The organism is Clostridioides sp. ES-W-0016-02 (genome assembly GCF_020641035.1).
GTDB lineage: Bacteria > Bacillota > Clostridia > Peptostreptococcales > Peptostreptococcaceae > Clostridioides.
Genome location: NZ_CP061361.1, coordinates 223,745 through 248,832 on the forward strand (window position 1 = coordinate 223,745; position 25,088 = coordinate 248,832).

20 protein-coding genes are annotated in these 25,088 nt (G+C 26.4%); 14 read left to right on the forward strand and 6 right to left on the reverse strand.

Features of this window, described 5'->3' with window-relative positions:
* Positions 1 to 15: 15 nt before the first annotated feature.
* The gene (gene nhaC, locus IC758_RS01400; RefSeq protein ID WP_227434580.1) at positions 16 to 1,437 is read left to right on the forward strand and encodes a Na+/H+ antiporter NhaC; all 1,422 of its coding nucleotides are present in this window, start codon (positions 16 to 18) and stop codon (positions 1,435 to 1,437) included.
* Positions 1,438 to 1,571: 134 nt separating this feature from the next.
* Here the strand turns inward: nhaC and IC758_RS01405 are convergent, their stop codons facing one another.
* The 3 genes from IC758_RS01405 to IC758_RS01415 form a co-directional block, all read right to left on the reverse strand.
* On the reverse strand, positions 1,572 to 2,927 hold the full coding sequence (locus IC758_RS01405; RefSeq protein ID WP_227434581.1) for an APC family permease: 1,356 nt from the start codon (positions 2,925 to 2,927) through the stop codon (positions 1,572 to 1,574).
* A 36-nt stretch (positions 2,928 to 2,963) separates the two neighbouring features.
* Positions 2,964 to 4,184, reverse strand: coding sequence for a M20 metallopeptidase family protein (locus IC758_RS01410; RefSeq protein ID WP_227434582.1), 1,221 nt, complete (start codon positions 4,182 to 4,184; stop codon positions 2,964 to 2,966).
* Positions 4,185 to 4,552: 368 nt separating this feature from the next.
* Positions 4,553 to 6,565: a sigma-54 interaction domain-containing protein gene (locus IC758_RS01415; RefSeq protein WP_227834960.1), complete on the reverse strand. Its 2,013-nt coding sequence runs from the start codon at positions 6,563 to 6,565 to the stop codon at positions 4,553 to 4,555.
* Positions 6,566 to 7,177: 612 nt separating this feature from the next.
* Between IC758_RS01415 and IC758_RS01420 the strand changes: the two genes are divergently transcribed.
* Positions 7,178 to 7,828: a Crp/Fnr family transcriptional regulator gene (locus IC758_RS01420; protein ID WP_227434583.1), complete on the forward strand. Its 651-nt coding sequence runs from the start codon at positions 7,178 to 7,180 to the stop codon at positions 7,826 to 7,828.
* 149 nt (positions 7,829 to 7,977) lie between these two features.
* Here IC758_RS01420 and IC758_RS01425 read toward each other — a convergent pair whose 3' ends face one another.
* Positions 7,978 to 9,354, reverse strand: coding sequence for an MATE family efflux transporter (locus IC758_RS01425; protein WP_227834959.1), 1,377 nt, complete (start codon positions 9,352 to 9,354; stop codon positions 7,978 to 7,980).
* A 15-nt stretch (positions 9,355 to 9,369) separates the two neighbouring features.
* Positions 9,370 to 11,283: an ABC-F family ATP-binding cassette domain-containing protein gene (locus IC758_RS01430; RefSeq protein ID WP_227483540.1), complete on the reverse strand. Its 1,914-nt coding sequence runs from the start codon at positions 11,281 to 11,283 to the stop codon at positions 9,370 to 9,372.
* Between the two features lie 135 nt (positions 11,284 to 11,418).
* Here IC758_RS01430 and IC758_RS01435 point away from each other — a divergent pair, with 135 nt between their 5' ends.
* From IC758_RS01435 to IC758_RS01485, 11 genes are all read left to right on the forward strand, one after another.
* Positions 11,419 to 12,051 carry a redox-sensing transcriptional repressor Rex gene (locus IC758_RS01435; protein ID WP_227434586.1) on the forward strand — a complete coding sequence of 211 codons (633 nt, stop codon included), beginning with the start codon at positions 11,419 to 11,421 and terminating at the stop codon, positions 12,049 to 12,051.
* 147 nt (positions 12,052 to 12,198) lie between these two features.
* Positions 12,199 to 12,729 (forward strand): FmdE family protein, encoded by a 531-nt coding sequence (locus tag IC758_RS01440; protein ID WP_413926674.1) that lies wholly within the window; start codon positions 12,199 to 12,201, stop codon positions 12,727 to 12,729.
* Positions 12,730 to 12,952: 223 nt separating this feature from the next.
* Positions 12,953 to 13,102, forward strand: a complete 150-nt coding sequence (locus IC758_RS01445) for a hypothetical protein (RefSeq protein WP_227434588.1) — start codon at positions 12,953 to 12,955, stop codon at positions 13,100 to 13,102.
* 70 nt (positions 13,103 to 13,172) lie between these two features.
* Positions 13,173 to 13,310, forward strand: coding sequence for a LytTR family transcriptional regulator DNA-binding domain-containing protein (locus tag IC758_RS21135; protein ID WP_227824870.1), 138 nt, complete (start codon positions 13,173 to 13,175; stop codon positions 13,308 to 13,310).
* A gap of 927 nt (positions 13,311 to 14,237) precedes the next feature.
* Positions 14,238 to 15,482, forward strand: a complete 1,245-nt coding sequence (locus IC758_RS01455; RefSeq protein WP_227824869.1) for a radical SAM/SPASM domain-containing protein — start codon at positions 14,238 to 14,240, stop codon at positions 15,480 to 15,482.
* The gene (locus tag IC758_RS01460) at positions 15,472 to 16,491 is read left to right on the forward strand and encodes a radical SAM/SPASM domain-containing protein (RefSeq protein ID WP_227824868.1); all 1,020 of its coding nucleotides are present in this window, start codon (positions 15,472 to 15,474) and stop codon (positions 16,489 to 16,491) included. The genes IC758_RS01455 and IC758_RS01460 overlap by 11 nt, the downstream gene beginning before the upstream one ends.
* 79 nt (positions 16,492 to 16,570) lie before the next feature.
* Positions 16,571 to 16,735: a hypothetical protein gene (locus IC758_RS01465; RefSeq protein WP_153885192.1), complete on the forward strand. Its 165-nt coding sequence runs from the start codon at positions 16,571 to 16,573 to the stop codon at positions 16,733 to 16,735.
* A 107-nt stretch (positions 16,736 to 16,842) separates the two neighbouring features.
* Entirely contained in the window at positions 16,843 to 19,416 is a 2,574-nt protein-coding gene (locus IC758_RS01470) for an ABC transporter permease (RefSeq protein ID WP_227834957.1), read from the forward strand.
* A 16-nt stretch (positions 19,417 to 19,432) separates the two neighbouring features.
* Positions 19,433 to 20,098 (forward strand): ABC transporter ATP-binding protein, encoded by a 666-nt coding sequence (locus IC758_RS01475; RefSeq protein WP_227834956.1) that lies wholly within the window; start codon positions 19,433 to 19,435, stop codon positions 20,096 to 20,098.
* Between the two features lie 11 nt (positions 20,099 to 20,109).
* Entirely contained in the window at positions 20,110 to 21,126 is a 1,017-nt protein-coding gene (locus tag IC758_RS01480) for a S8 family serine peptidase (protein WP_227824865.1), read from the forward strand.
* A 54-nt stretch (positions 21,127 to 21,180) separates the two neighbouring features.
* Positions 21,181 to 22,929, forward strand: a complete 1,749-nt coding sequence (locus IC758_RS01485) for an ABC transporter ATP-binding protein (protein ID WP_227834955.1) — start codon at positions 21,181 to 21,183, stop codon at positions 22,927 to 22,929.
* Between the two features lie 634 nt (positions 22,930 to 23,563).
* On the opposite strand, the gene IC758_RS01490 is transcribed toward IC758_RS01485, so the two are convergent.
* Positions 23,564 to 23,734 (reverse strand): DUF362 domain-containing protein, encoded by a 171-nt coding sequence (locus IC758_RS01490; protein WP_009888017.1) that lies wholly within the window; start codon positions 23,732 to 23,734, stop codon positions 23,564 to 23,566.
* A 284-nt stretch (positions 23,735 to 24,018) separates the two neighbouring features.
* Here IC758_RS01490 and IC758_RS01495 point away from each other — a divergent pair, with 284 nt between their 5' ends.
* Positions 24,019 to 25,086, forward strand: a complete 1,068-nt coding sequence (locus IC758_RS01495) for a CapA family protein (RefSeq protein ID WP_227836198.1) — start codon at positions 24,019 to 24,021, stop codon at positions 25,084 to 25,086.
* Positions 25,087 to 25,088: the final 2 nt, after the last annotated feature.

A 25,088-nucleotide genomic window follows, 5' to 3' on the forward strand; every position in this document is an offset into this window, starting at 1 on the left:
GGAGGAAATTATTTTATGAAAGAGCGAGAATGTAGAAAAGCAAATCTGTTTGATGCAATGATACCAATTACTTGCTTGATATTATTTTTAAGTTTAGGGGTATTAATGTATGGCTCATCACCTCATGTACCACTAATAGGAGCTGCAGCAGTAGCAGGCCTTGTAGCTGTATATAGGCTTGGATTTAAATGGAAAGACCTAGAATTAAGTATGTTTAATAGTATAAAGATGGCAATGCAAGCAATCTTAATCATAATTATAATAGGTGTGCTTATAGGAACTTGGATAGTAAGTGGAGTAGTTCCATGTATGATTTACTGGGGACTAAAAATTTTATCACCAAATATTTTTTTAGTAGCATCCACATTAGTCTGCTCAATAGTGTCTCTTGCAACAGGGTCATCTTGGAGTACAATGGGTACAGTAGGCGTGGCACTTTTAGGAATTGGGCAAAGTTTAGGTATGCCAACTGGATTAATAGTGGGTTCTATAATATCTGGAGCTTACTTTGGAGATAAACTATCACCTTTATCTGAAACGACTAACTTAGCACCAGCAATGGCAGGAACAGATTTGTTTACACATATAAAATATATGTTATATTCAACTATACCATCATTATTAATTTGCCTAGTAATTTATGGTGTAATCGGAATGAAGTATTCAGGTCAAGCATTAGATATAAAACAGATAGAGCTAATTAGGTCTACATTAGATTCTACATTTAATACTTTATCACCAGTATTATTATTAGCTCCAGCAATAGTAATTGGATTGGTTATATTCAAAGTTCCTGCTATACCAGGGCTTATAGTAGGTGCTGTATTAGGAGTATTGTTTGCAGTAGTTTTCCAAGGAGAATCTATGAATGTAATATTAGATGCAGCACAAAATGGATATGTTTCATCAACACAAGTAGAAGAGGTAGATGCTTTATTGTCTAAAGGTGGGATTATGAATATGATGTCTACTGTATCTTTAACAATATGTGCCTTATCTCTTGGAGGTATTTTAGAAAAAACAGGCATGCTTGAAGCAGTAGCTTCTTCTTTACTAAGGTTAGCAAAGGGTGTATTTGGAACAGTATTATGTACAATGGTAACTTGCACAGTTACTAACATAATAGCAGGAGAACAATACTTGTCTATAGTTATACCAGGAAGAATGTATAATAAGGAATATAAAAAGAGAGGTATACATCCTAAGATGTTATCAAGAGCTTTAGAAGATAGTGGAACTTTAAGTTCTCCATTGGTACCATGGAATACATGTGGAGCGTATATAACAGCAACATTAGGTGTATCTGCATTAACGTATGGTCCATATGCATTATTAAATATCATAAATCCATTGGTATCTCTAGCATTAATTGCATGTAAGTTTAAAATAGCAAAAATAGAAGATGAACCTGAAACTTGTTTGAATTTTGATGTTTGATTATAGTATTTGATATATGTTACTTATTAGAAAAAATAAAGGCCTAAACTTTGTGTAAATAATAAAGTTTAGGTCTTTATTAACTTTTTCTATAGATTTTAAATAAAAAAGAATGTCAAGCAATCTATAAAATATTACTGAATTTTTTCTCTTGGAACATATAATTTTGAATCTTCTGACTTATCTTTGCACTCACATTCAATTTTTTTGTTTTTTTTCATAAGTACATATAAAGGTGCTATCAATAACATTGCTCCTAATCCTATCAAAACTCTATTTTGAGTTATAGGTTTTGACATATCTTCAACCCAAGCTTGTTGTAACAACCATATACTACCTAATATAGCTACTGTTGGTATAACAGGGCCAAAAGGAATTTTAAATGAAGCCTGGATATCTGCTCTTTTTCTTAAAACTATTACTGCTAAACAAGTTGGTATGTATTGAGCAAATCTGGCAATTACACTCATTACTGCAAGCTGTTCAAAACTTCCAGTTAATACAAGTGGTATGCAGAAGATTAAAGATATTATTATTGCTACATATGGAGCATCATATTTATTTGTTTTTCCTATAAATGCTGGAAGAGAGCCTTCTTCTGCTAGAGCAGAACCACACTTGGGAGTTACTATTGAAGAACCTATATTTATTCCAAATATAGATATTAATGTTGCTACAGATATAAATACTTTACCATAATTGCCTAAAAATACGCTTGAAGCGTCTGCGATTGGAATACTATTTTCAAATAATTTGTCTCCAAGTATACCCATACAGACAACTTGAATTAAGATATAAATTATTGCACATATAAATATTGTAGTTATTAATGCTATTGGAAGATTTTTTTTAGGATTATCCATTTCTCCACTTGCTACAACAAATGATTCAAATCCAGTAAACGCGTAAAATACTAATATTATAGCTGGTCCTATACTAGAATTTACAACATTGCCTGAAGGAACAACATTACCAAATTTTATAAAGAATATTCCTACTATTACAAAAACTATTAATGGTACTAATTTAGCTATGGTTATTACATTATTCATTATCTTTGTACTTTTAATTCCAAATAAGCTGTTTATTGAAAGTAATGTTACTAATGCCACTGCGATATATCCTTTATATTCAGTAGCAGCTTCTGGCCAAAATGCACCTAAAGCTGTTGCAAATCCTACTGCTAGTGTAGACCATGATATGATTCTAATAACCCAAGACATTGTACCAACTTCAAAACCTATAAAATCACCAAATGCCTTTTTGGAGTATAAATATGCACCTCCATTTTTGTCAAACATACTTCCAGCCTCTGCAAAACATAAAAGTATTGATAGAACCAGAAGTGTAGCAAAAATATATATAAATATACTATTTTGGCTCGCTAGATTGTAAACTTTACCTGGTAGTAAGAATATACCTGAACCTATGATACTATTAATTCCTAATAATATCATACTAAATAACCCTAATTTTTTAGCTTTTTCCATATTAATTTATCTCCTATTCTTTTATTAATTACCATATTAATTAAAATATAAAGTATTCATTACATGCATCATAACTCCTATTGGAAGACAATCCTCATCTACATTAAATTTAGAGGTATGAAGAGGTGAAGTCAGTCCTTTTTCCTCGTTTTTGCACCCTAAATGGAAGAATGCTCCTTTGCAATGTTCTGTATAAAAAGAAAAATCTTCACCACCTAATGAAGGGTTTGCTCTCAGTATAAATTTTTCTTCTCCAAGTAATTCCTTAGTACTTGAAATAACAGTATCTACTAATTCCCTTTCATTTATAACAGCAGGGTAATTTTCATCGCTCACGTGTAATGTTCCAATACATCCAAATGCAGATGCTGTATCTTCAACAATTTTAGTAATCTTATTAATTACAAAATCTCTTGTCTCACTATTTAAAGTTCTCAATGTACCCTCTAATTTTACATCTTCACATATTACATTATGTGCATCACCACCATATATTTTGCCTATAGTCAAAACTGCAGCATTATTTGGTTCTAGGTTTCTACTTATTATGGTTTGTAGTGATGTAACAATTTGTGAAGCTGTGACTATTGCATCAATACCATTTTCAGGATACGCACCATGAGCTCTTTTACCCTTAACACTTATTTCTATAGTATCAACACTTGCATTTAATGTGTCGTATTTCGTTTCAATAAATCCTGTTTTAATGTGTGGCATGACATGAAGCCCAAATATATAATCAGCTTTAGGGTTTTCTAAACACCCATCCTCAACCAAGAACTTTGCTCCACCAAAACCTTCTTCTGCTGGTTGAAATAAAAATTTTACATTTACATTTAGATTATCTTTCATTGAATAGAGTACTTTGCATGCTCCAAGTAACATTGTTGTATGCGCATCATGACCACAAGCGTGCATTTTTCCATTATGTATTGATTTATAAGGTATATCGTTTTCTTCTTCTATAGGAAGCGCATCCATATCTGCTCTTATACAAATAGTTTTATCTGCATTTTCTTTTAAAATGTATGCCATAATTCCATTGTGTTTTGTAAATTCCATATAATCAATTCCTATTTCTTTTAAATAAGAAATGACTTTTTGTTTTGTAAGATTTTCCTCAAGAGCTAATTCTGGTATTCTATGTAATTCTCTTCTAACATCTATTAACCAAGGTTTTATAGAATTACAACTTTCTATTACAAAATCTTTTTCTAATTCTTTAACTTGATTTTTTAATTTTAAAGCTGGTTGCATTTTTATTCCTCCAATTACTTTTTATTGTCTTGTTAATATAGTTAAGCAATTATTATGCCATGTTTTTTTACTTAAGAATTTTGTTTTTTATAAAAATATTGAATAAAAAAAATCATTACATTGTATGAAAAGTATGAAAAATAAATATTATATTGCAATTTTCAGTAAAAAATTTTGTTTTGGATAAAGATTGCACTATATATGAGTATTTATAAAAAAAATAGGAAAATTGTTATTTATCCTATTCCTATTAATTCCTATTAATTAGATAAAAATAGACTATAATTTTGATGTATTTAGCAAACAAAAAAATCTACTAAGGAGACAAACTATTCCCTAATAGATTTTTTATTTAATAGTTGATAAACTTATAGAGTTTCATACTTTAATTTACTATAAAAGATTTCTCCTTTTTGAGTTATTTTACTTCCATATCTTCCCGAATTACAAATTATAAATTCTTCTTTTTTTAGATATTCAAATATTTTTTTTATTTTACCTTCAGTAATTTGAATATTTTTATCTAGTAATCTTTGCAAAATTAGTCCTCTACCAATACCAACATCTGATTCTTTATTTAAAATCAACAATTCTAGTATATTTAAAATATCATTTTTATTATACTTTAGTTTTAATGGGGAATTCTTATTATCTAAAGTCCTTAAGTTTGGAGGTAAGTCCTTTTCAAGTACAATATCATCACACATAATATTTAAGTAAGATGTTACATTTTGGAGTTCTCTTATATTACCTTTCCATTTATAGTTTTGTATAAGTTCTTTTGCCTCTGGTGTAATAAATAACTTTTTATTAATTAAATCTTCCATAATAATTAAGATATCTTCTTTTCTCTCCCTTAAAGGAGGTATATTTATTGGAATTGTATTTAATCTATAATATAAATCCTCTCTAAATCTACTATTATCAATCATTTGTTCTAGGTTTTTATTAGTAGCCGATATGATTCTAACATCTATGTTAATTATATTATGAGAACCAACAGGCATTATTTGTTTTTCTTGGAGAACTCTAAGTAGCTTTGTTTGTAGTTCTAAGGGCATGTCGCCAATTTCATCTAAGAATATAGTTCCATTATTTGCTAATTCAAATAATCCCTGTTTTCCTTCTTTTAGACCCCCAGTAAAAGTACCTTTATCATATCCAAATAACTGACTTTCTAGTAAGTTTTCAGGAACAGCTGCGCAATTTACTGCTATAAATGGCTGATTTTTTCTAGTTGAATTATTGTGTATAGATTGGGCTATGAGTTCTTTACCAGTTCCACTTTCACCTCTAATAAGTATACTTAAATCAGATTTAGAAACTTTTTTAGCTAAATCTATGCATTCAAGCATCTTTGGGCTATTTGTTTTTATATCTTTGAATGTATATTTCGCTATTTGCCCTTTTTCTCTTAATTTTTTAGTTAAATTTTGTTCCAGCTTTTTTATGTATGTTATTTCTTGTAAACTGTAATATGTACCCATTTTTTCATCTTTATTGTATATGTTTTTTTTATTTACATTTATATACTTTTTATCAAATATAATAACCTTGTCCAATATCTCTTTTTCATTTAATAAAACCTTTAAACTATCTATAAACACTTCTTGAATATATTTACCATAGATATCCTCTTTTATGTTTAAGATGTCTTTTACTTTACTATTATATGTATTTATTACACCATCTTTTGAAGTAAATAATATTCCATCTTTTGATAAGTTCAATATTGTATCTAATTCTTCTATCTTTAAAAACAGTTCTTTATATTTATCTTTTATACCTGTGTCTAAACTTATTATTTCTTCTGAGTATTTAACCAGATTAGATTGTATTTCTTTTGAGTCGATTTGTAATAAGTTTATTATTTCTATAAAGGTAGAAATATCTATATATCTATGACCTAAATCAAAAATATCTGAGATAGAACTAGGGACTTTTTCTGGAACTCCTGGAGTTATAGCTATCTTTATATCTTTATAATTATTTTCGTTCATATATGGAACTGGTCTAATATTAGTTACTCCAATCTTATAAAATAAGCTTATAGTCTCTAAAGTAGTTTCATCAGAATCATTTACAATTAAAGCATTTGTACCTTGTGGTAAGGATAATAAATCATATACTTTATCTTCCTTAAAAGTTCTTCTTATTACAATAACTTTTTTCTTGTCTAATATATTATTTATAATTTTGTCTAATCTTTCTACAGACATTACCAATATTACATCATCATTTATAATATCATCATTATTTATTTCATCTATAAAGTATCTGTTAATTTTTATGTAATCTCCAAAAACTAACTTTAAGTTATTTTCCAAAAAATCTATTAAATCTTTTCTGCTATCATTTACCAAAGCTACTGATTTTTTCATTGATTTCTCCTTATTTATATAATAAATAGTTTTTAATAATATTTACAGGAAGGTTATTTCCATAATCAATATATCTTATTGTATCTAAAATTGTACAAAACTTATATAATATTAATACTTAAACTATTAAACATTATTAATACTATAAAATAATTTAATTTTAATATCTTTTTTATATAACATCAATAACTTTATATATAACATTTTAAATTTAATAGCGTTTTATACAAAAAAGAAGGTGCCTAGATATGATTTTTTGAGAATCATACATAGAAACCTTCTTCCTTATAATTAAATCTTGTCACCAAATCCCCCTAATTGTTGCTTAAAATTCAAAATGTATGTATATTTTTCATTTCTATTCGATTAAATTATAATATACATCTAAAAAATTTATTTTAACAAATTCTATTGATAATACAATTTCATAAATATAGAATTATATTAAAATAAATAATATATGAAAATATATATGTATAAGTTTATTCTGCTTGAGTAGAATAGATTTGTCAAGATTAATTTAATTGTTATATTATCTTTTGTTAAAAATTAATCTAAATTAAAATATATGAATAGAATATTTTATACAATATATCATAAAAGGAGAATTTAATGAAAGCAGAAGAGACGAGCATATACCCAATTATTAAAAATAATTTAAATCAAGTATCCATTGTTGAATATAAAAAAGGGCAAAGATTTGTAGCATCAGATGAAGATTTGCAAGAAGTCTTTTTTATAATAGAGGGAGTTGCATTAGTAGAATGTTCCACTAGAGGAGGAAATAAATTTCTTGTTGATATTGTACCAGAAAATGAATTTATAGGTAAAATTAGTTATATATATGAACATAACTTGAAATGTGATATATTTGCAAAAACTAATATAAGATTATTTAGATTTAAAAAAGATGTATTTGATGAGTTATATCTTAAAAGAGATTTTATTGAATTATTTCACAGTAAATGTACAAGAAGAATATATGAGTTGTACAAAACTAGAATGGTAAGAGAATTATTTTCTTGTACGGAAGTTATTGCTTATTGTATCTTAAAAAAACAAGAGCATAGTATATGTAAAGCAAAGCATATTCGTAATTTTAGTGAAATTTATTCAATCAGTAGAAAAAGTAGATACCACTCCCTATTGAATTTAATTGAAAAGGGTATAATTAAAAAAATAGATAGCACATATGAAGTTTTGAATTATGATAAATTACATAGATTAGCCTTTGAAGTAAAGGAATTTTTAGAAGATAAATAGTTATTAATATTATTATTATTTAATTAAAATATAATATAATAATTTATATAAAAAATAAAAAATAGCTTCACTGAAAACTAGAAATAATTTAGCTGTTTTCAGTGATACTATTTTAAAGTATTATATACTACTAAAATACACTATTGTTATTAATCAATTTCCTTAACTATGTTAATAGCCCATTTTTTAGATAATGCTCTAGGTACCCCAAATATAAATTTTACAACTTCTTCACTGTAAGTGAGTAGAACAAGGATGAATATAGGTGCACCTTTGAATGCAGCTATAAAAGTTAAAGGAAGTGAAGCTAACCACATACATCCTAATTCTAAAAATAGAGCATATTTAGTATCTCCACCACTTCTCAAAATACCAATTATAATTAATGTATTAAATGATTTTAGAGCCATTAGTATACCCATTATAAAAAATATTTTAGTTATATCAGAAGACAAGCTATCAGAAACACTGAACATCTTTAATAATAATGGGATATTTAAAATTAAAATAACTCCAAGTATTAAACCAGCTAAAAACACTAGTATAGAAAATTTCTTAGCATATTCAATGGCTCTTTTGATATGGTCAGCACCAAGTTCATTACCAAGCATAATAGATGCACCAGATGCAATACATACAGCAGTCATTATAAAGAAGTTACCTGTACTAGTTGCTATTTGACTTGCTGCTATAGCAGATGTACCTGCTCTTGAATAAGCAACAGAATATAGGACAGTTCCAACTGCCCATGCAGAGTCATTTACAAATATAGGGAAACTCTTTGATGAAAAAGATTTGATAAAAATCCTATCGATAGCCTTTAGATTTTTCAACCCAAATTTTAATATATAGTCTTTTTTATAAAAATACACATAAGTAAGCATTAAAATTAATTCGCATATTCTTGCAATTACAGTTGCTAAAGCAGCTCCTTTTACGCCTAATGCAGGAAGCCCTAAATTACCAAATATAAATCCATAATTTAAAATAACATTTGTTACAAGAGCAAATGCACTGCAAATCATACCCAACTTAGGATTCCTAACACCTCTAGAACCAGTACTAAACACTGTACTTATAGCTATCAATGGATAACTAAATACTGCGATACTAAAATAGTCTATACAAAGTCTTACAACCTCTGAATCATAAGAAAATATGTGTATTATTGGTTTTGGTGTTAGTAGAGCAGGGATAACAAATACAAAGCTTAAAGCAAGTGCTAATATACAGGTAAGACCTGTAACCTTTCTTATATTACTAATATCTTTTTTTCCATAAAACTGTGAAATAAAAACTCCAGCCCCGCCTGTAATACCAGACAGAGACATATTAAAAAGAAAGAAAAATTGGTTTGCAACTCCAACTGAAGCTACAGATACTTCACCTAAACTACTTATCATAACTGTATCTATTACATTTACAGATGTAGAAATTAAGTTTTGTATGATAATAGGTATACATAAAGATAGAAGTATCTTGTAAAACCTTTTATTTTCATCCTTTAAAGAAAACAATGCTTGCAAATAATCCTCTCCTTTTTACATAAACTCTTCCCACTCATCATATAGAGAGGAAAGTTCATTTTCTAAACTGATTTTTTCTTGACTGACTTCTTTAGCTTTCTCAGGATTAGAGTATACTTCTTCTTGACACAATAGCACATCTAATTCTTCAATTTTAAGTTCTAGTTTTTCAATTTCTTTTTCTATACTTTGCCTTTTTATTCTATTTTTCTTTTCTGATTCTCTTTGCTCTCTTTCTTTTCTTTTTTCATCTTTTATTTGAGTCCTTGTTTTTTCTTCTTTCTCTTCAACAATACTCATTTCTTGAACTTGTCTTTTCTTATCAATATAATAATCATAGTTACCTAAATATTCAGTAACTCCATCTTCATCTAAAACAAGAATCTTATCTACAACAGTATTTAGAAAATATCTATCATGTGATATTGTAAATATAGTACCATCATAATTAGTTAATGCTTCCTCAAGAACCTCTTTAGAATCAATATCTAGATGGTTAGTAGGCTCATCTAACAATAAGAAATTTGCATTTGATAATATAAGTTTAAGTATAGCCACTCTAGCTCTTTCTCCACCACTTAATGTAGAAATTTTCTTGAAAACTTCTTCATCAACAAATAAAAATGCTCCTAACATATTTCTTAAAGTGGTTTGAGTAAGATGATTATTGTTTTCCCAAATTTCATCAATTATAGTGTTATCCAAATTAAGAGTTTTTTGTTCCTGATGGAAGTAAGAAACATGGACATTAGTTCCAAATTTAATATTACCATTAATAGGTTGTAGCTCATTAGTTATTATTTTAAATAATGTAGACTTACCAATGCCATTTGCACCTATAAGAGCAACTTTTTCTCCTCTATATATGTCTAAGTTTAAATCTTTAAAAAGTATTCTTTTTCCATATCCCATAGAGACGTCTCTAATTTGAAGGACATCATTCCCACTTTGAACAGATGGAGTAAATTGTATACGAGCTTTTTTTCTATAAGCTTCAGGCTTATCTAAAACATCCACTTTATCCAATGCTTTTTCTTTGCTTCTTGCACGTTTTAGGTGCTTTTCCCGACCATACGCTTTTAGTCTTTCAATAGATTCTTCTTGTTTTTTTATTTCTTTTTGTTGGTCTTCGAATTTTTTTAGTTCTAGTTCTTTTTCTATTTTAGACAGTTCAACAAATTTAGAATAGTTACCATTATATACTCTAAGTCTTTTATTGTGAATTTCAAAAATTCTATTTACAGCTTGGTCTAAGAAATATCTATCATGAGATATTAGCATAACAGTACCTTTGTATTGTTTTAAAAATACTTCTAACCATTCTATTGCTTCAGAATCTAAGTGGTTAGTAGGCTCGTCAAGTAATAATAAAGTTGGTTTTTTAAGAAGTAATTTTCCTAAAAGAACCCTAGTTTTTTCACCACCAGAAAGTATACTTATTGGTTTATCCATATCATTGTCACTAAATCCTAATCCTTTTAAAACTCCCTTAGCTTCAGATTTATATCCATATCCATTTAAATCTGAAAATAATTCCAACTTATGTGAATATTCATCCATGATTTTTTCTAAAATTGGAGAGTTTGTTTTTGTGCTTTCCTCAGATATTTTAACTTCCAATTCTCTTAAATAGGACTCCATATCTATCAAATCTTTAAAAACTTCCAACACTTCTTCTAAAATGGTATTATCCGAATAAAAATTGGTATTTTGTTCTAAATATCCGATTTCACAATCTTTAGAAGTGTAAATATCTCCACTATCATAGCCATAAATTCCTGATATTATTTTAAATAAAGTAGTTTTTCCAGTACCATTAATGCCAATTATACCAATTTTATCGCCTTCATTTACTGTAAAACTAATATTTTCCAATATAGAATCTATACCAAAACTTTTATTTAAGTTGTTACATGACAAAACAATCATAAATTTCTACCTCCTTGAACTATCTAAAATTATAATGTTTTGATATAATATAATCAAGGTTATATGTATTAGTTTTGAAAAAGAAATATTTTATTGTGAATCAAACAAAAAAGAGGACACTTTTAGGAGGTGAAAATGTTGGGAAATAAAAATATATCAATGGCAGTTATAAGAAGGCTCCCAAAATATCATAGATATCTTGGAGACTTATTAGATAGGGATATACAAAGAATATCTTCTAAAGAATTGAGTGATATAATAGGTTTTACTGCTTCTCAAATAAGACAAGATTTGAACAACTTTGGTGGATTTGGACAACAAGGGTATGGTTATAATGTAGAGGCCCTTCATACTGAGATAGGTAAAATACTTGGATTAGACCGACCATATAATGCAGTTCTTGTAGGAGCAGGTAACTTAGGACAAGCTATAGCCAATTATGCAGGATTTAGAAAAGCTGGATTCGAGATAAAAGCTTTATTTGATGCAAATCCTAGAATGATAGGTTTAAAGATAAGAGAATTTGAAGTGTTAGATTCAGACACTTTAGAAGAGTTTATAAAAAACAATGATATAGATATTGCTGTATTATGTATACCTAAAAATGGAGCACAAGAAGTTATTAATAGAGTTGTAAAAGCTGGAATAAAAGGTGTATGGAATTTTGCACCATTAGATTTAGAAGTTCCGAAAGGTGTTATAGTTGAAAATGTAAACCTAACAGAAAGCTTATTTACTTTATCATATTTAATGAAAGAAGGAAAGTAGACAACTTAAACATATTAATAATAAGTAACTATGAAGAGTATTGAGAAAGTCAGAAGATTTAATATTAAATCATCTGGCTTTTTAAAATATTAGGATAAAAGTTTAAATAATGTATGCAAATAAATAATATTAGGGAGCGTGAGTTTTGTGGAGGAATTATGGAAAAAAGCAATTGAATTTCATGGTCATGAATGTCCAGGTTTAGCTATAGGATTTAAAGCAGCACTTGCAGCAAGAGAATATTTAGGATGTAAACAATCAGGAGATGAGGAAATTGTATGTATTTCTGAAAATGATGCATGTGGAATAGATGGTATACAAGTTGTATTAAGTTGTACAATGGGTAAAGGGAATTTGCTGCTTAGAATGACAGGGAAATCAGTATACCATTTTTTTAATAGGGAAAATGGAAAGTCTATAAGAATATATGTAAAGTCAAAACCATTTGATATGGATAGAGAAGGGTATAAAAAATACTTATTGGAAAGTGAATTTGAAGATATATTTGAAATTACAGACACAAAATTAAGACTTCCAGAAAAGGCAAGAATATTTAAGTCTCTTAAATGTGAAGTGTGTGGAGAGTTTGCACCTGAGCAATATATAAGAATTCAAAATACAAAAAAAGTATGTCTTGATTGTTTTAGTAAATATGAAAGGTTTTATGAAGAAGATTAATAAAAAAATTTAAAATTATGTATAAAAGATAAGATGCTATATTTTTAACATTAAGCAAAAAATTTAAATGGATACTTAAATTTTTAACGTTATTAGATAGCATTTTTGTTTTGAAAAATATTTATGATATAGAATAACTTAAATTTAAAAAAGTATATATAATTTGTGCATAATTATTATTAAGATTAGTTTATAGATTGAAATAAGGGGAGAGAAACTTTTTATGTATAAAATAGTTATATGTGATGATGAACTAGAGACTTATCTTTTAAATTGTCTTAAAAAGATAAGAGAGAATTTGCAAAAATTTATAGTAGTTACAAATAATGGAGAAATAAATAAAATTTTTATTAATGATATAACACATACATAGAAATTGATAGAAAAAATTTAACAATACATACTAGATATAAGGACTACAAGATTAGGAAAAGTATTGGAAAATGGAGCTAGAATTAGAAACTCATAATTTTTTTAGATGTCATAAAAGCTTTTTAGTCAATCTAAAGCAGATTGAGTATTTAAAAAAAGGTGTGATTTCAATTTATAGTGATAATATACCTGTAAGTAAGCATAATTAAAGAAATTAAAAGATAAGTTATCTTATGTATTGGAGGAGACGCTATGTTAGAGAATGACTTATTCTGACAATACAATAGATATTTTGACAATAGTAATAGAATGTTTGGTATTTAAATTTTTATTAGATGAAATTTTTTACATTAGAAAAACAAAATGTTTGTACTAATTTCCTTTTTAATACTTATGTCTTTGTGCGCTATTTTTAATTATGTGAACATGTCAAATGTTATAAGTACTTCTATAAATATAAAATTATTTATGAGAATTATTGTTAGTTTAATATTTCTAATATAAGTGACAATGCAATAGAAGCATGTAAAAAAATAGATGATGATAGTATACAAAAAGAAATAAAAAAAAGAGTTTGCACATGGAATAGGTATAAACAGTGTAGAAAAATCTGTTAAAAAATATGTAGAAAAATACCTGTTGGGGCTTTAAATTGACCTGTTAGGGCATAGATATTGAAATAGTTAATAATAGATGTTATCTTTTAAGCATAAAAATAATTTAATTGAGAAGAAAAAATATTAAATTATGTGCTGAAAAGATAACATCTATTTTGCTTTATAATAACTCAATAAACGATGAGAATTGTAAAATTTGCACTTATGTATTGGTTGTATCTTTATTTTTTATTATTGTAGGTATAAATATAAAGCGAATTTATAAATATTCTTTTTATATATCATCAGCAATAATGTGGATTTTTATAATGTTAATCTTAGGCATTTAAAGTAATGTGGAGAATTTTAAAGTATGAAAAAATTATCAAATATGATATATAAGAAATATTGGTAAATTAGCAGTGGCAAAATTATATTTCTATCAGCAAATTCAACTTGTGCTTAGACATTATATCAATCAAAAGTACCAACAAACATTTATAAGTTTAAAAAATTTTAAATTATTGAAAGGGTGATATTATGACATATGAATTTAGTCAGTATAGTAAAAAAATTATATATAACAATAAAGTTGTATTAGGGAATACAAAAACTGGTCAATGGATAAGGATATCACAAGAAGTTTTCAATATATTGGATTCATCTATAGAGAATAAAATCTCATTAGAAGAATTAAAATTAAATCTGTATGATGATGAGGACAAGAATTATATTGAAAATCTATATAAAAAGCTAATTTTTATGGGAATACTTGATGATGGAAAAAATAAACCAGAGTTCACTAATAAAATAGCTTCAGTTGAGATGACACATAAATGTAATTTAAATTGTATCCATTGTGGAATAGATGCAGATAGTATGAAAAATAGTACAAAGGAAGACTTAACAACTTCTGAATTGAAAGATATATTAGACAAATTAATTTTATGGAATCCAGAAAGAATAATGTTAAGTGGTGGGGAGCCTATGATTAGAAATGATTTCATAGAACTATTAAAATATTTAAAAGATCATTACAAAGGAAAAATAATAATATCAACTAATGGGACTCTTATAAATAATGAAAATGTAGAAATATTAGCTGAATGTGCATCTCAAATTGATATAAGTTTAGATGGATATGATGAAAAAACATGTTCAATTATAAGAGGAAAAGGTATTTTTAACAAGGTTATTGAAAGTGTAAAACTTCTACAAAACAATGGATTTCATCAAATAAGTTTATCTATAGTAACAGGTGATAAAAATGAATACATAGAAGAGAAGTTCAGAGAATTAAGCGATAAACTAAAAACAAAAGCTATTATAAGAAGATTTATGAGTATTGGAAGAGGTAAAGATAGTAAGGAAATATTTTTGACAACTAATGATTCAGAATTTAAGATTCCAGACAAATTTTTAAAGAGAGAAAGCAGAAGACCTATTAAATTTTTCAGTTGCGCTGCAGCTAAAAGAGAAGTTTTCATAACATACAATGGAGATATATATCCTTGTCCATCTTTTATGAAGTCAGAATATAGACTAGGTAATTTAAATGAAATCAAAAATTTAGAAGATACAACTAATAAATATGATAATAGCAAATTGTATAACATTAGTCAATCAAACTGTATTAATTGTGAAGTTAGTTTATTTTGCTGGTCTTGTATGTCTGAATTTAAAAGAATAATTAAGAATGAAAGAGTTTTTGAAAAAAGGTGTAAAAAAATCAGACCAATATTATTTGAAGAAATTTGGGGAGAGAAGGTTTGTTGTGATAGTTAAATTTTGGGTAACTAATGACTGTAATTTGAAGTGTAATTATTGCTATGAGGGCCAGGATAAAGCTAAAAAATACATGTCTAAAAATGTTATTGATAAGGCTATAAATTATACGTTGAACTACATTAAAAAATTAAATACAAATGAATTAATAGTTTCAATACATGGAGGAGAACCATTTTTAGCATTTGAAATAATTGAATATATAGTAAATTGTTTTAGAAGACAAGTGGATGAAAACCGTATAAATATTTCATTTGCAACTACTACAAATGGAACAATTATGAATAGAAAAATAAAAGAGTTTATTATAAAAGATATTAAAAATATAACTTTCAGCATTGATGGAGCTAGGGAAACACATGATATGAACAGACAGTTTAAAAATGGGAATGGAACTCATCATATAGTATTAAGAAATGCAAATGAAATACTTAAATATATTCCTAATATGAGAATAAGAACTACATTTGATAGTAAAAGTGTTAGAACTTTATATGAAGATGTTAAATTTCTGATTGAAGGTGGCTTTAAATGTATAGTGCCAGCTCCAAATTTATTTGATAAAAATTGGGATGAGGAATCATTATATATATTACAAGCTCAAGTTAAAAAATTGAAAGAATATTTAGAACACAAAGAAAATGTAGTGGTCAGTATACTTGATAAAGATTTACACTTTAAAAAAAGCTGTTGTGTTGGAGGAAGGTCAGGCTTTGATATAGATCCTGATGGAAACTTATATCCTTGTATTTTATCAGTTGGTATTAATGAATTTTGTATAGGGAATTTGAAGGATGGGATGGACGAAAATAAACTAGAAAAAATATTGAGCTATTCTAAAAAGATAAATCCAGAGTGTAATGGATGCGATTTATACCAGTACTGTGATGGAGCTAGATGTAAGATAATTAATAAAATAATTACAGGAGATTATCTTTTACCACCTCCTATGCAATGTGCTATGGAGAAAATGAGATATAAATTTAATATAAAAAATATCTTTATATAGATAAATTTGATAGCTATGATTTTGAAATACACATAGTATTTTAAGATAAATTATAAATTTATAAAAGGGGGAAATGTATATGTTAAAGGTAGAAAAAATACAGGACAAACAAGAGGTAGAAGTTTTATCTCAAAGTAGAGATTGCTCAACACAAGCAGATCCAGATGGTAATTATTATGCACCTTGTTGGGATGACTGTACAGCTGACGATAAACCAGCATATTTTGGAAGTCAATATTGGTAAAATTAAATTTTAAATGACAAAAGTAATCATCTTTATATAAGATGATTACTTTTATCAAATGCAAAATGATATTAATTATATGAGACATAAGGAGGACATGATGCTGAATGAATAAAGATTGTTTTAATTTAAGTAAAAAATATATAAAAATGTATAGAAAAAGATCTATATCAATAGTACTAAGCATGATACTTTCTATAGCTCTCATTGTTGGTATCGGAAGTTTATTAGAGACAACAAGATATGCAGAAATACAAAATATGAGGTATACTCAAGGAATTTATCATGTAATATTTAGTGATTTGAATAAAAAACAGATTAAAAGGATTGAAGATAAAGCTAATATAGCTAACATGGGTTTGAAAGTATACAATGCTTCAACATCAAAAGAAGAAAAGCAATTAGTTGAGCTCACTTTAGTAAACGAAGATTATATAAAAAGCGACTCCGAAATAATAAAAGGAAGATTTCCAAATAAAAAAAATGAAATGATTGCTGAAAGTTGGGTATTGAAAAATTTAAGTATTAAACCTGACATTAATCAAGAAATTGAGTTGAAAGTTAAAGATGATAAAAAAGGATTTAAAAAAGAAAAATTCAAGATAGTTGGTATTATTAAAGATAGAGAGAGTCATAAGGCAATTGCTAATATGGAACTAATGTTACCACTTGATTTGTATAATATGGATAAAATAAATACATATATAGCATTTAAAAATAATATTGATATAAACAATGAAATAAATAAAATAGCAAAAGAAAATTCCATCCCTAAGGAAAATATCAGACCTCATAATGATTTAATAGGTTTAGAAACATCAGAAAATAAAGAAATTTATAATAAGTTTAAAATAGTTTTAGTAGTAAGTTTAATATGTGGAATTGTTATATATGGAATATTCAATATATCTATATATAACAGAATGGGAGAATATGGTGTATTAAGAGCAATAGGAACTAATAGAAATGGCATGTTTAAAGTTATATTACAAGAACTAAGAATTTTATATTTTATTTCGATACCTATAGGTATAATAACAGGATATTTAGGAGCTAAAATTTTTTATAAATTAGGTGAAAATATAAATACAAAATTTATATTAAATGGTGAAATCATAAAAATAGGTTTGATTTTTCCAGCAGACATAATAATTTTATCAATCTTATCAATTGGAGTTATTATAATATTAATAGCTTTTTTAACTTGTAGGAATATTATGAACAATACTATTATAAGTTTGATAAAAAGAAGCAATGATAATGTATTTGAAAGAAATTTTGTTAGTTTTAGTTTCTTTAATAGGTTTGTAGAATTTTCTAAGGCAATTTCTCTTAAAAATATATTTAGAAATAAAAAAACTTTTTTTATGATAATCCTTTCTATGTGTATTTGTGGAACTATGTTTGTTCTATTGAACTATAATGGGTATCTAAAAGAGAAGAGATATCCAGTTTATTTTTCTAATTTACATATGAATTCTGATTTTATGATGAATATATACAATGATAATAAGAGTAGTGGAATAAATGAAAGTATTTTAGAAGAGATAGAAAAAATTGAAGGTGTAAAAAATATAGAGTCATCTCAAGTTACATATTCAAAGTTAATAATGAATAATATAAAAATTTTGAATAAAGATTATTTTAATGATTTAAATTATTATAATAAAGATACTCCTAAAAAAGAGTATTTGATGAATGATAAATTAATAAAAGAGACTATTTTAAAGAACAACTTTAGAGGATATAATGATAATGCTCTTAATAGATTGAAAGATTATATTATAGAAGGAAATATAGATATAAATAAAATTAAAGAAAATAATTTGGCTATTGTATATATCCCTCAAATAAATGGAAAAAATCCTGTTCCACAAGTAAATGGAAAAAGTGTTGTAGATATAAAACCTGGTGACGAAATTAGTATAAAATTTAGGAAAGATAATATTATAGATGATAAGTATTATAAATTAACTGATTACGATTCAGAATATGTATATAAACAATTTAAAGTTGGAGCTATAGTATCATATGATTATATGCATGAAGCGTATAATACAACTAGTAATAGCGTGGATGTTATTGTCGACCAGGAAACATTTAAAGCTAGCACAGGTATAAATGATTATTATTCTGTTAATATCAACTTAGATAGAGGCGCAGATGATAAAAATATAGAAGATAAAATATCAAAAATCATATCAAAATCAAATGCTAAAAGAATAATATTGACAAATATAGTGAAGCAGAAACAAGATGTTGAGATATTAAATAAAAAAATCAAAATTTATAATACAGGAATAGTATTTATAATTTTTATAATTACTATTATAAATGTGATAAATAATATAGGATATAGCATAATCTCAAGAATCAATGAATTTGGAATATTAATAGCAATAGGAGCAAATCAAAAGATTTTAAATAAAATGATAGTATATGAAGGTATATCTTATGGAGTATTGTCAAGTTTAGTTACCGTTATATTATCATGTATTTTGCAGAAAAGAATATATCTCAATAGTGGAGTATCAAGTTTAGGAATAGAATTTAGCCTACTATATTGGGATTATATATTAATTACAGCAGTAAATATAATTATAGGAGCTGTAACTGCTCATTTGCAATTCAAGCAAATTAAAAGCAAACGTGTGGTTGAATGTATAAATGGAGTAGAATAAAGTTACAGGAGGAAAAATGAATATATTAAAAACAATAGACTTGTGCAAGATATATGGGAGAAAGGAATCAAGAGTTGAAGTTCTAAGAAATATAAATATTGAAATTGATAAAGGCGAATTTGTATCAATAATGGGTCCAAGTGGAAGTGGAAAAAGCACATTGCTTTATTTATTAGGAGGTATTGAGAGAGCTACTTCTGGAAAAATAATTGTTGATAATAAGGATATAAATATATTTTCAGATATAACTATGTCAGAATATAGAAGGAAAAAAATTGGTTTTGTATTTCAACAGTATAATCTAATCCCAATACTTACAGTTGAAGAAAATATTAAACTTCCACTGTTAATGGGAAAAGAAAAAATTGATGAGAATTATATAAACGAATTAATAGATATGCTTGGGCTTAAAGATAAGAGGAAATCCCTTCCAAGTCAGTTATCTGGGGGTCAACAGCAAAGAGTTGCTATAGGACGAGCATTATCTACATCTCCAAGCATTATATTAGCAGATGAACCTACAGGAAATCTAGACAGTAAAAATAGCGATATAGTTATAGATCTTTTAAAGATGTCTACTAAAAGGCTTAATAAAACATTACTTCTTGTAACTCATGATAATAATATTGCCAAAATTTCAGATAGAGTTATTTCTATAATTGATGGGAAAATAAAAGAATAGGTGATTTTACAATGAGCAGAGTGAAAGTAGCAATATTAGATACTGGAATAGATATTAAACATGACTATTTAAAAGAAAATATAATTGGAGGAAGGTCATTTATATTAAATGATAAAAATATATTAATTGGAGATGAATACAGTGATGATAATGGTCATGGGAGTGCTTGTGCATCTCTAATAAAAAAAGAATTTAAAGATATAGATATATTTGCAATTAAAATATTGGATAGTCAAGGAAGAAGCAATATACAAGTTCTTGAAGAAGCATTAAAATTTATATTGAAAACAGATATAAGGTTGATAAATTTAAGCTTATCAATAAAGGAAAATAAATTTCAAAGTGATTTATATAGTATATGTAAAGAATTATTTTTAAATGGGAAAATAATAGTAAGCTCACTTGCAAATAGATATAAATCAAGTTATCCATGTATATTTGATAATGTAATAGGAGTAAAAGGATTTATCTTAGAGAATAAGGATTCATTTTGGTACAATAAGGATTATGACATACAATGTGTAATAGACAACAATTCTTATTTAAGTTGTAGTTTAAATAACTCATATCAATTATTTGGGAAAAGCAACAGCCAAGCTACAGCTAGATTAACAGGAAAAATAGCTAAGGTTATGTCAAAATATCCCAAAATAGAATTGGAAGGTTTGAATGAAGAACTTGAATCTTTAGCATTAAAAAATAGATGGTCTGAGAGTGACTTATTATCAAGTAAAAGATATTATGATAATAAAGTTGAACCATATGACAGTAATAATTATATTTTAAAAAGTGTAAAGGAAACTTTGAAAGAAGTATTAAAAATAGATAATAAGAGTGAAGATATATATGATTATAATTTGTTTAGTAATAGAGTTGGTTTAAATGATCATAATTGTTTCAGTGTAATAAGAAAAATGGAAGAGAAATTTAATATAAAAATTGAATACATAAATGTCTCAAGATATGACTTTGTGTCAGTACATACTCTAACAAAACTTGTTGAGTTAAATATAAATGGACAAGTGTGAATAATATTTTATTTATGAAGTTTTGTTATGTTTAGATGCTTGGGAGGTAAACTTTTGAAAAATAAAAAAAATATAAAGAAATTTCTAAGAATGGTTTTTAAAAATAATAGAGTTGTTATTATGATGGCATTTATTATCGTATTGACAATATCTGCTTTGGATTTAGTAATTCCTCAAGTGATAAAAATTATATTAGATGATGCTATACAACTAGGGAATGTAGAATTGCTGATAAAGCTTGTTATAGTATTTTCTGTAATAAAGATAACCGTGGCATTATCTGAAATAGCTCTACAATATATATATTCAAAGATGAAAAAAAGAATAACAATAAATCTAAAATTAAAGCTACTAAAACATCTATCAAAACTATCTGGCAACTATTACACAAATATAAAATCTGGAAATATATTAACCATATTAGAAAATGACATATTTATAGTTGAGAATTTTGGGATAGAAATGATATTTTCTTTGATTGTAAATGTTATAACAGCTTTTTCGGCATTAGTATTTTTAGTTAATATTAGATTTGATTTATTACTTATAGTTTTAGTAATTCAGATAGTAATAATATTTAGTCAATCGAAATTTACAAAAAAAATAGCACTTAAGACAAAAGAAATAAGAACAGATTCAGGAGATGTGTCAAACTTAGTTCAAGAATATGTTTCTAATATGATGAATATAGTGATATCAAAATCAGTATTAAAGTTTTTTAGAACATATGTAAAAAAAGAAAAAGGAATAGTAGATAAATGGATAAGGCTCAATACAATAATTTCAACAAATATTTCAATAGCAATGATATTGAGCAGTTTAATAACAATATCAATTTATTGTTATGGAGGAATAAAAATAATAAAGGGGGAAATGAGTATAGGGGAACTTATTGCATTTCAACAATATACAAGTATGCTGATTATGCCTTGCACAAGTATAATTAAGTCTAATACTAGAATTCAACAGGCATCAGTCTCCATAGATAGGATATTTAATGCATTGGATGAACCAGTAATTATAAAACAAAATAATAATGGAAATAGGTGTAAAGAAAATTTTGTAGGCAATATCGAATTTAAGAATGTTGAATTTTCCTATGATAATGAGATTAAGACTATAGATAATCTAACTTTAGAGTTTAAAAATGGAAAAACAACTGCATTAGTTGGATCTAGCGGATGTGGTAAATCTACAATAGCTAGGTTGATATTTAGACTTTGGGATATTGATAAAGGAAGTATAAAAGTAGATGATGTTGATTTAAAGGATTATAATTTAGTGGATATAAGAAAACAGATATCTGTTATAACTCAAGACTTACTATTATTTGATGATACAATTTTCAACAATTTAACTTTAGGGAATAAAAATATATCTAAAAACGATGTAGAGTATATCTGTAAAAAAATCGATGTGTATGATTTTATAAGTAACCTTGAGAATAGTTTTGAAACTATAGTTGGAGAGAAAGGTGTAAAACTATCTGGAGGACAGAAACAGAAAATATCTATTGCAAGAGCGTTGCTAAGCAATTCTAAAATATTGATATTTGATGAAGCAACATCAGCATTGGACAATATATCACAAAGAGATATATTAAAAAATATAAATGAGTTTTTGAAAAATAAAACAACTATAATTATAGCACATAGACTATCGACAATAAAAAATGTAGACAAGATATATGTCATCAAGGACGGAAAATCTGTAGAGGAGGGAACTCATGAGGAACTTATAAATACTGGAAAATATTATTATAGTTTTTTAAATGAACAAGAATATGAATGTGGTATTGGATAGAGAAGAGAGTGCTCCAAAATGGTTTTAAAGATCATGCAATAGAGCCTCTCTTTTTAGTATACAAAATAAGCATCCTGTAATAGATAAGCTTGTGATAATACACATATTTAAATAATAACATATCTGTTCAATGCCTTTTTATTGAAAAAACTAAAACAAATAAACTAAAAAATATTTTAAAATAATAAAAAATCAGGTTTTGAGTAATGAGAGTATTGTGTATATTTTTAGAAGTAAAGTATAAGAGTATTGAATATATAAAATAGTTTTTAAAAATATTAGATTTATATTTAACTCCATATTATATGCTATTTATAGAAAAGTAGAAAATAAGAATCCTGTGGACTTGAGAAATAAACATATGTAAAGAAACTTATAGTAATATTCATAGATTATATTTGAATTTTTTTGATGCAAAACAAGATATAACTTGTGAAAATAGAATATGGTATATAGGTGATATTAAAATTAATAGCTTAGAAATGAGTCATATTTAACGAATAATTTAAAACTGATTTATTTATATATCAGAGTATCATTCTAAAATATAAAATACAATTAGGCTATAAATAAAAGAGACTGATTAATATTGATAAAATCAAATTAAGCCAGTCTCTTTATGAATAACCAATTATTATTCTGGTTGAGGTGCATCTACAGGACAAGCTCCTGCACAAGAACCACAGTCTATACAAGAACCAGCATCTATAACATATGCGTCGTCTCCAGCTGATATACAGCTAACAGGGCATTCAGCCTCACAAGCACCACAGCTTATACAAGCGTCAGTAATTTTATATGCCATTTTGAAATCCTCCCTTTTATATGTATTGTAATTCAATAACATTATAACAAATATTATTGAATATAACAATTAAATTAATTCTACAACAAAAACTTTATTATGATATTCTTATTTTAAAGTTTTACAATAAAGTTTAATCTGCTTATATTTTTATTTATCTTAGAGAAGTTTACCTTAAAAATAAAATTAAAGTTTAAAAGTTATGTATGGAGTACATTTAAAAATGTTATACTTTTAAAAGAGTATATTTTATTAAGAATTTATTGCTTTAAAGGAGATTTAACATGAAAAATAAGTTAGTTTACATATGTATTATGAGTTTATTGTTATTTGTAGTAGGGTGTTCTAATAATTCTGAGAAGGAAAATAACATTAAAAAAGATTCTAATAATAATCAAAGTCAGGTTGAAGAACAAAAAAGAGAGCCTGTAAAACAAGATATAACTATAAGTTTTACTGGTGATGTAACTATGGGAAACTATAAGGGTTCATCATACTATGGTAGTTTCAACCATGAATTTGAAAGACAAGGAAAAGATTATGATTATTTTCTTAAAAATGTAAAATCTATATTTGAAAAAGATGATTTAACAGTAGTTAACTTAGAAGGTCCTCTTACTAATGCATCAAAGGCGAAAGAGAAGAAGTTTGCATTTAAAGGCAAACCAGAATATATAAACATTTTGAAGTCTGGAAGTGTAGAGGCAGTAAGTGTTGCAAATAACCATTCAGAGGATTATTTTGAAGAAGGTATGAAAGATACAAAGTTCATACTGGATGAAAATAAGATAAATTATTTTGGTTTAGGTAAAGACGCAGTAATAGATGTTAATGGAATTAAAGTAGGTTTATTGGGATATAATGGATTGTCAACTGAATACAATGAAAAAAACTTAAAACAAATGGAAGATGATATTAAAGCCATAAAGGAGAAGTCAGATGTTGTTATGGTTTATTTTCACTGGGGAATAGAACTGGAATATTCTCCAGATAAAAAACAAAAAGATTTTGCTCATTATGCAATAGATAAGGGTGCAGACCTGGTTATAGGTTCTCATCCTCATGTAGTTCAAGGTATAGAAAAGTATAAAGATAAGTATATAGCTTACAGTTTAGGAAATTTTTGTTTTGGAGGAAATAAGAATCCTTCTGATACAGATAGCTATATATATCAACAAACCTTTACCTTCTCAGATAATAAACTATCTTCAATTAAAGAGCCAAATATAATACCAACAGCAATAACATCTAGCAGCTCTAGGAATAATTATCAACCAAAAGTACTAGATGGAAGTGAGAAAGATAGAGTTTTAAATAAGCTAGAAAAAATAAGTAAAGATTTAAATAATTAAAA

Excerpts from the sequence above, each read along its gene's own strand:
- nhaC (WP_227434580.1), top strand. The coding sequence starts at position 16 with ATGAAAGAGCGAGAATGTAGAAAAGCAAATCTGTTTGATGCAATGATA.
- IC758_RS01405 (WP_227434581.1), bottom strand. The coding sequence starts at position 2,927 with ATGGAAAAAGCTAAAAAATTAGGGTTATTTAGTATGATATTATTAGGA.
- IC758_RS01410 (WP_227434582.1), bottom strand. The coding sequence starts at position 4,184 with ATGCAACCAGCTTTAAAATTAAAAAATCAAGTTAAAGAATTAGAAAAA.
- IC758_RS01415 (WP_227834960.1), bottom strand. The coding sequence starts at position 6,565 with ATGAAAAAATCAGTAGCTTTGGTAAATGATAGCAGAAAAGATTTAATA.
- IC758_RS01420 (WP_227434583.1), top strand. The coding sequence starts at position 7,178 with ATGAAAGCAGAAGAGACGAGCATATACCCAATTATTAAAAATAATTTA.
- IC758_RS01430 (WP_227483540.1), bottom strand. The coding sequence starts at position 11,283 with ATGATTGTTTTGTCATGTAACAACTTAAATAAAAGTTTTGGTATAGAT.
- IC758_RS01435 (WP_227434586.1), top strand. The coding sequence starts at position 11,419 with ATGTTGGGAAATAAAAATATATCAATGGCAGTTATAAGAAGGCTCCCA.
- IC758_RS01445 (WP_227434588.1), top strand. The coding sequence starts at position 12,953 with ATGTATAAAATAGTTATATGTGATGATGAACTAGAGACTTATCTTTTA.
- IC758_RS21135 (WP_227824870.1), top strand. The coding sequence starts at position 13,173 with ATGGAGCTAGAATTAGAAACTCATAATTTTTTTAGATGTCATAAAAGC.
- IC758_RS01455 (WP_227824869.1), top strand. The coding sequence starts at position 14,238 with ATGACATATGAATTTAGTCAGTATAGTAAAAAAATTATATATAACAAT.
- IC758_RS01465 (WP_153885192.1), top strand. The coding sequence starts at position 16,571 with ATGTTAAAGGTAGAAAAAATACAGGACAAACAAGAGGTAGAAGTTTTA.
- IC758_RS01470 (WP_227834957.1), top strand. The coding sequence starts at position 16,843 with ATGAATAAAGATTGTTTTAATTTAAGTAAAAAATATATAAAAATGTAT.
- IC758_RS01475 (WP_227834956.1), top strand. The coding sequence starts at position 19,433 with ATGAATATATTAAAAACAATAGACTTGTGCAAGATATATGGGAGAAAG.
- IC758_RS01480 (WP_227824865.1), top strand. The coding sequence starts at position 20,110 with ATGAGCAGAGTGAAAGTAGCAATATTAGATACTGGAATAGATATTAAA.
- IC758_RS01490 (WP_009888017.1), bottom strand. The coding sequence starts at position 23,734 with ATGGCATATAAAATTACTGACGCTTGTATAAGCTGTGGTGCTTGTGAG.
- IC758_RS01495 (WP_227836198.1), top strand. The coding sequence starts at position 24,019 with ATGAAAAATAAGTTAGTTTACATATGTATTATGAGTTTATTGTTATTT.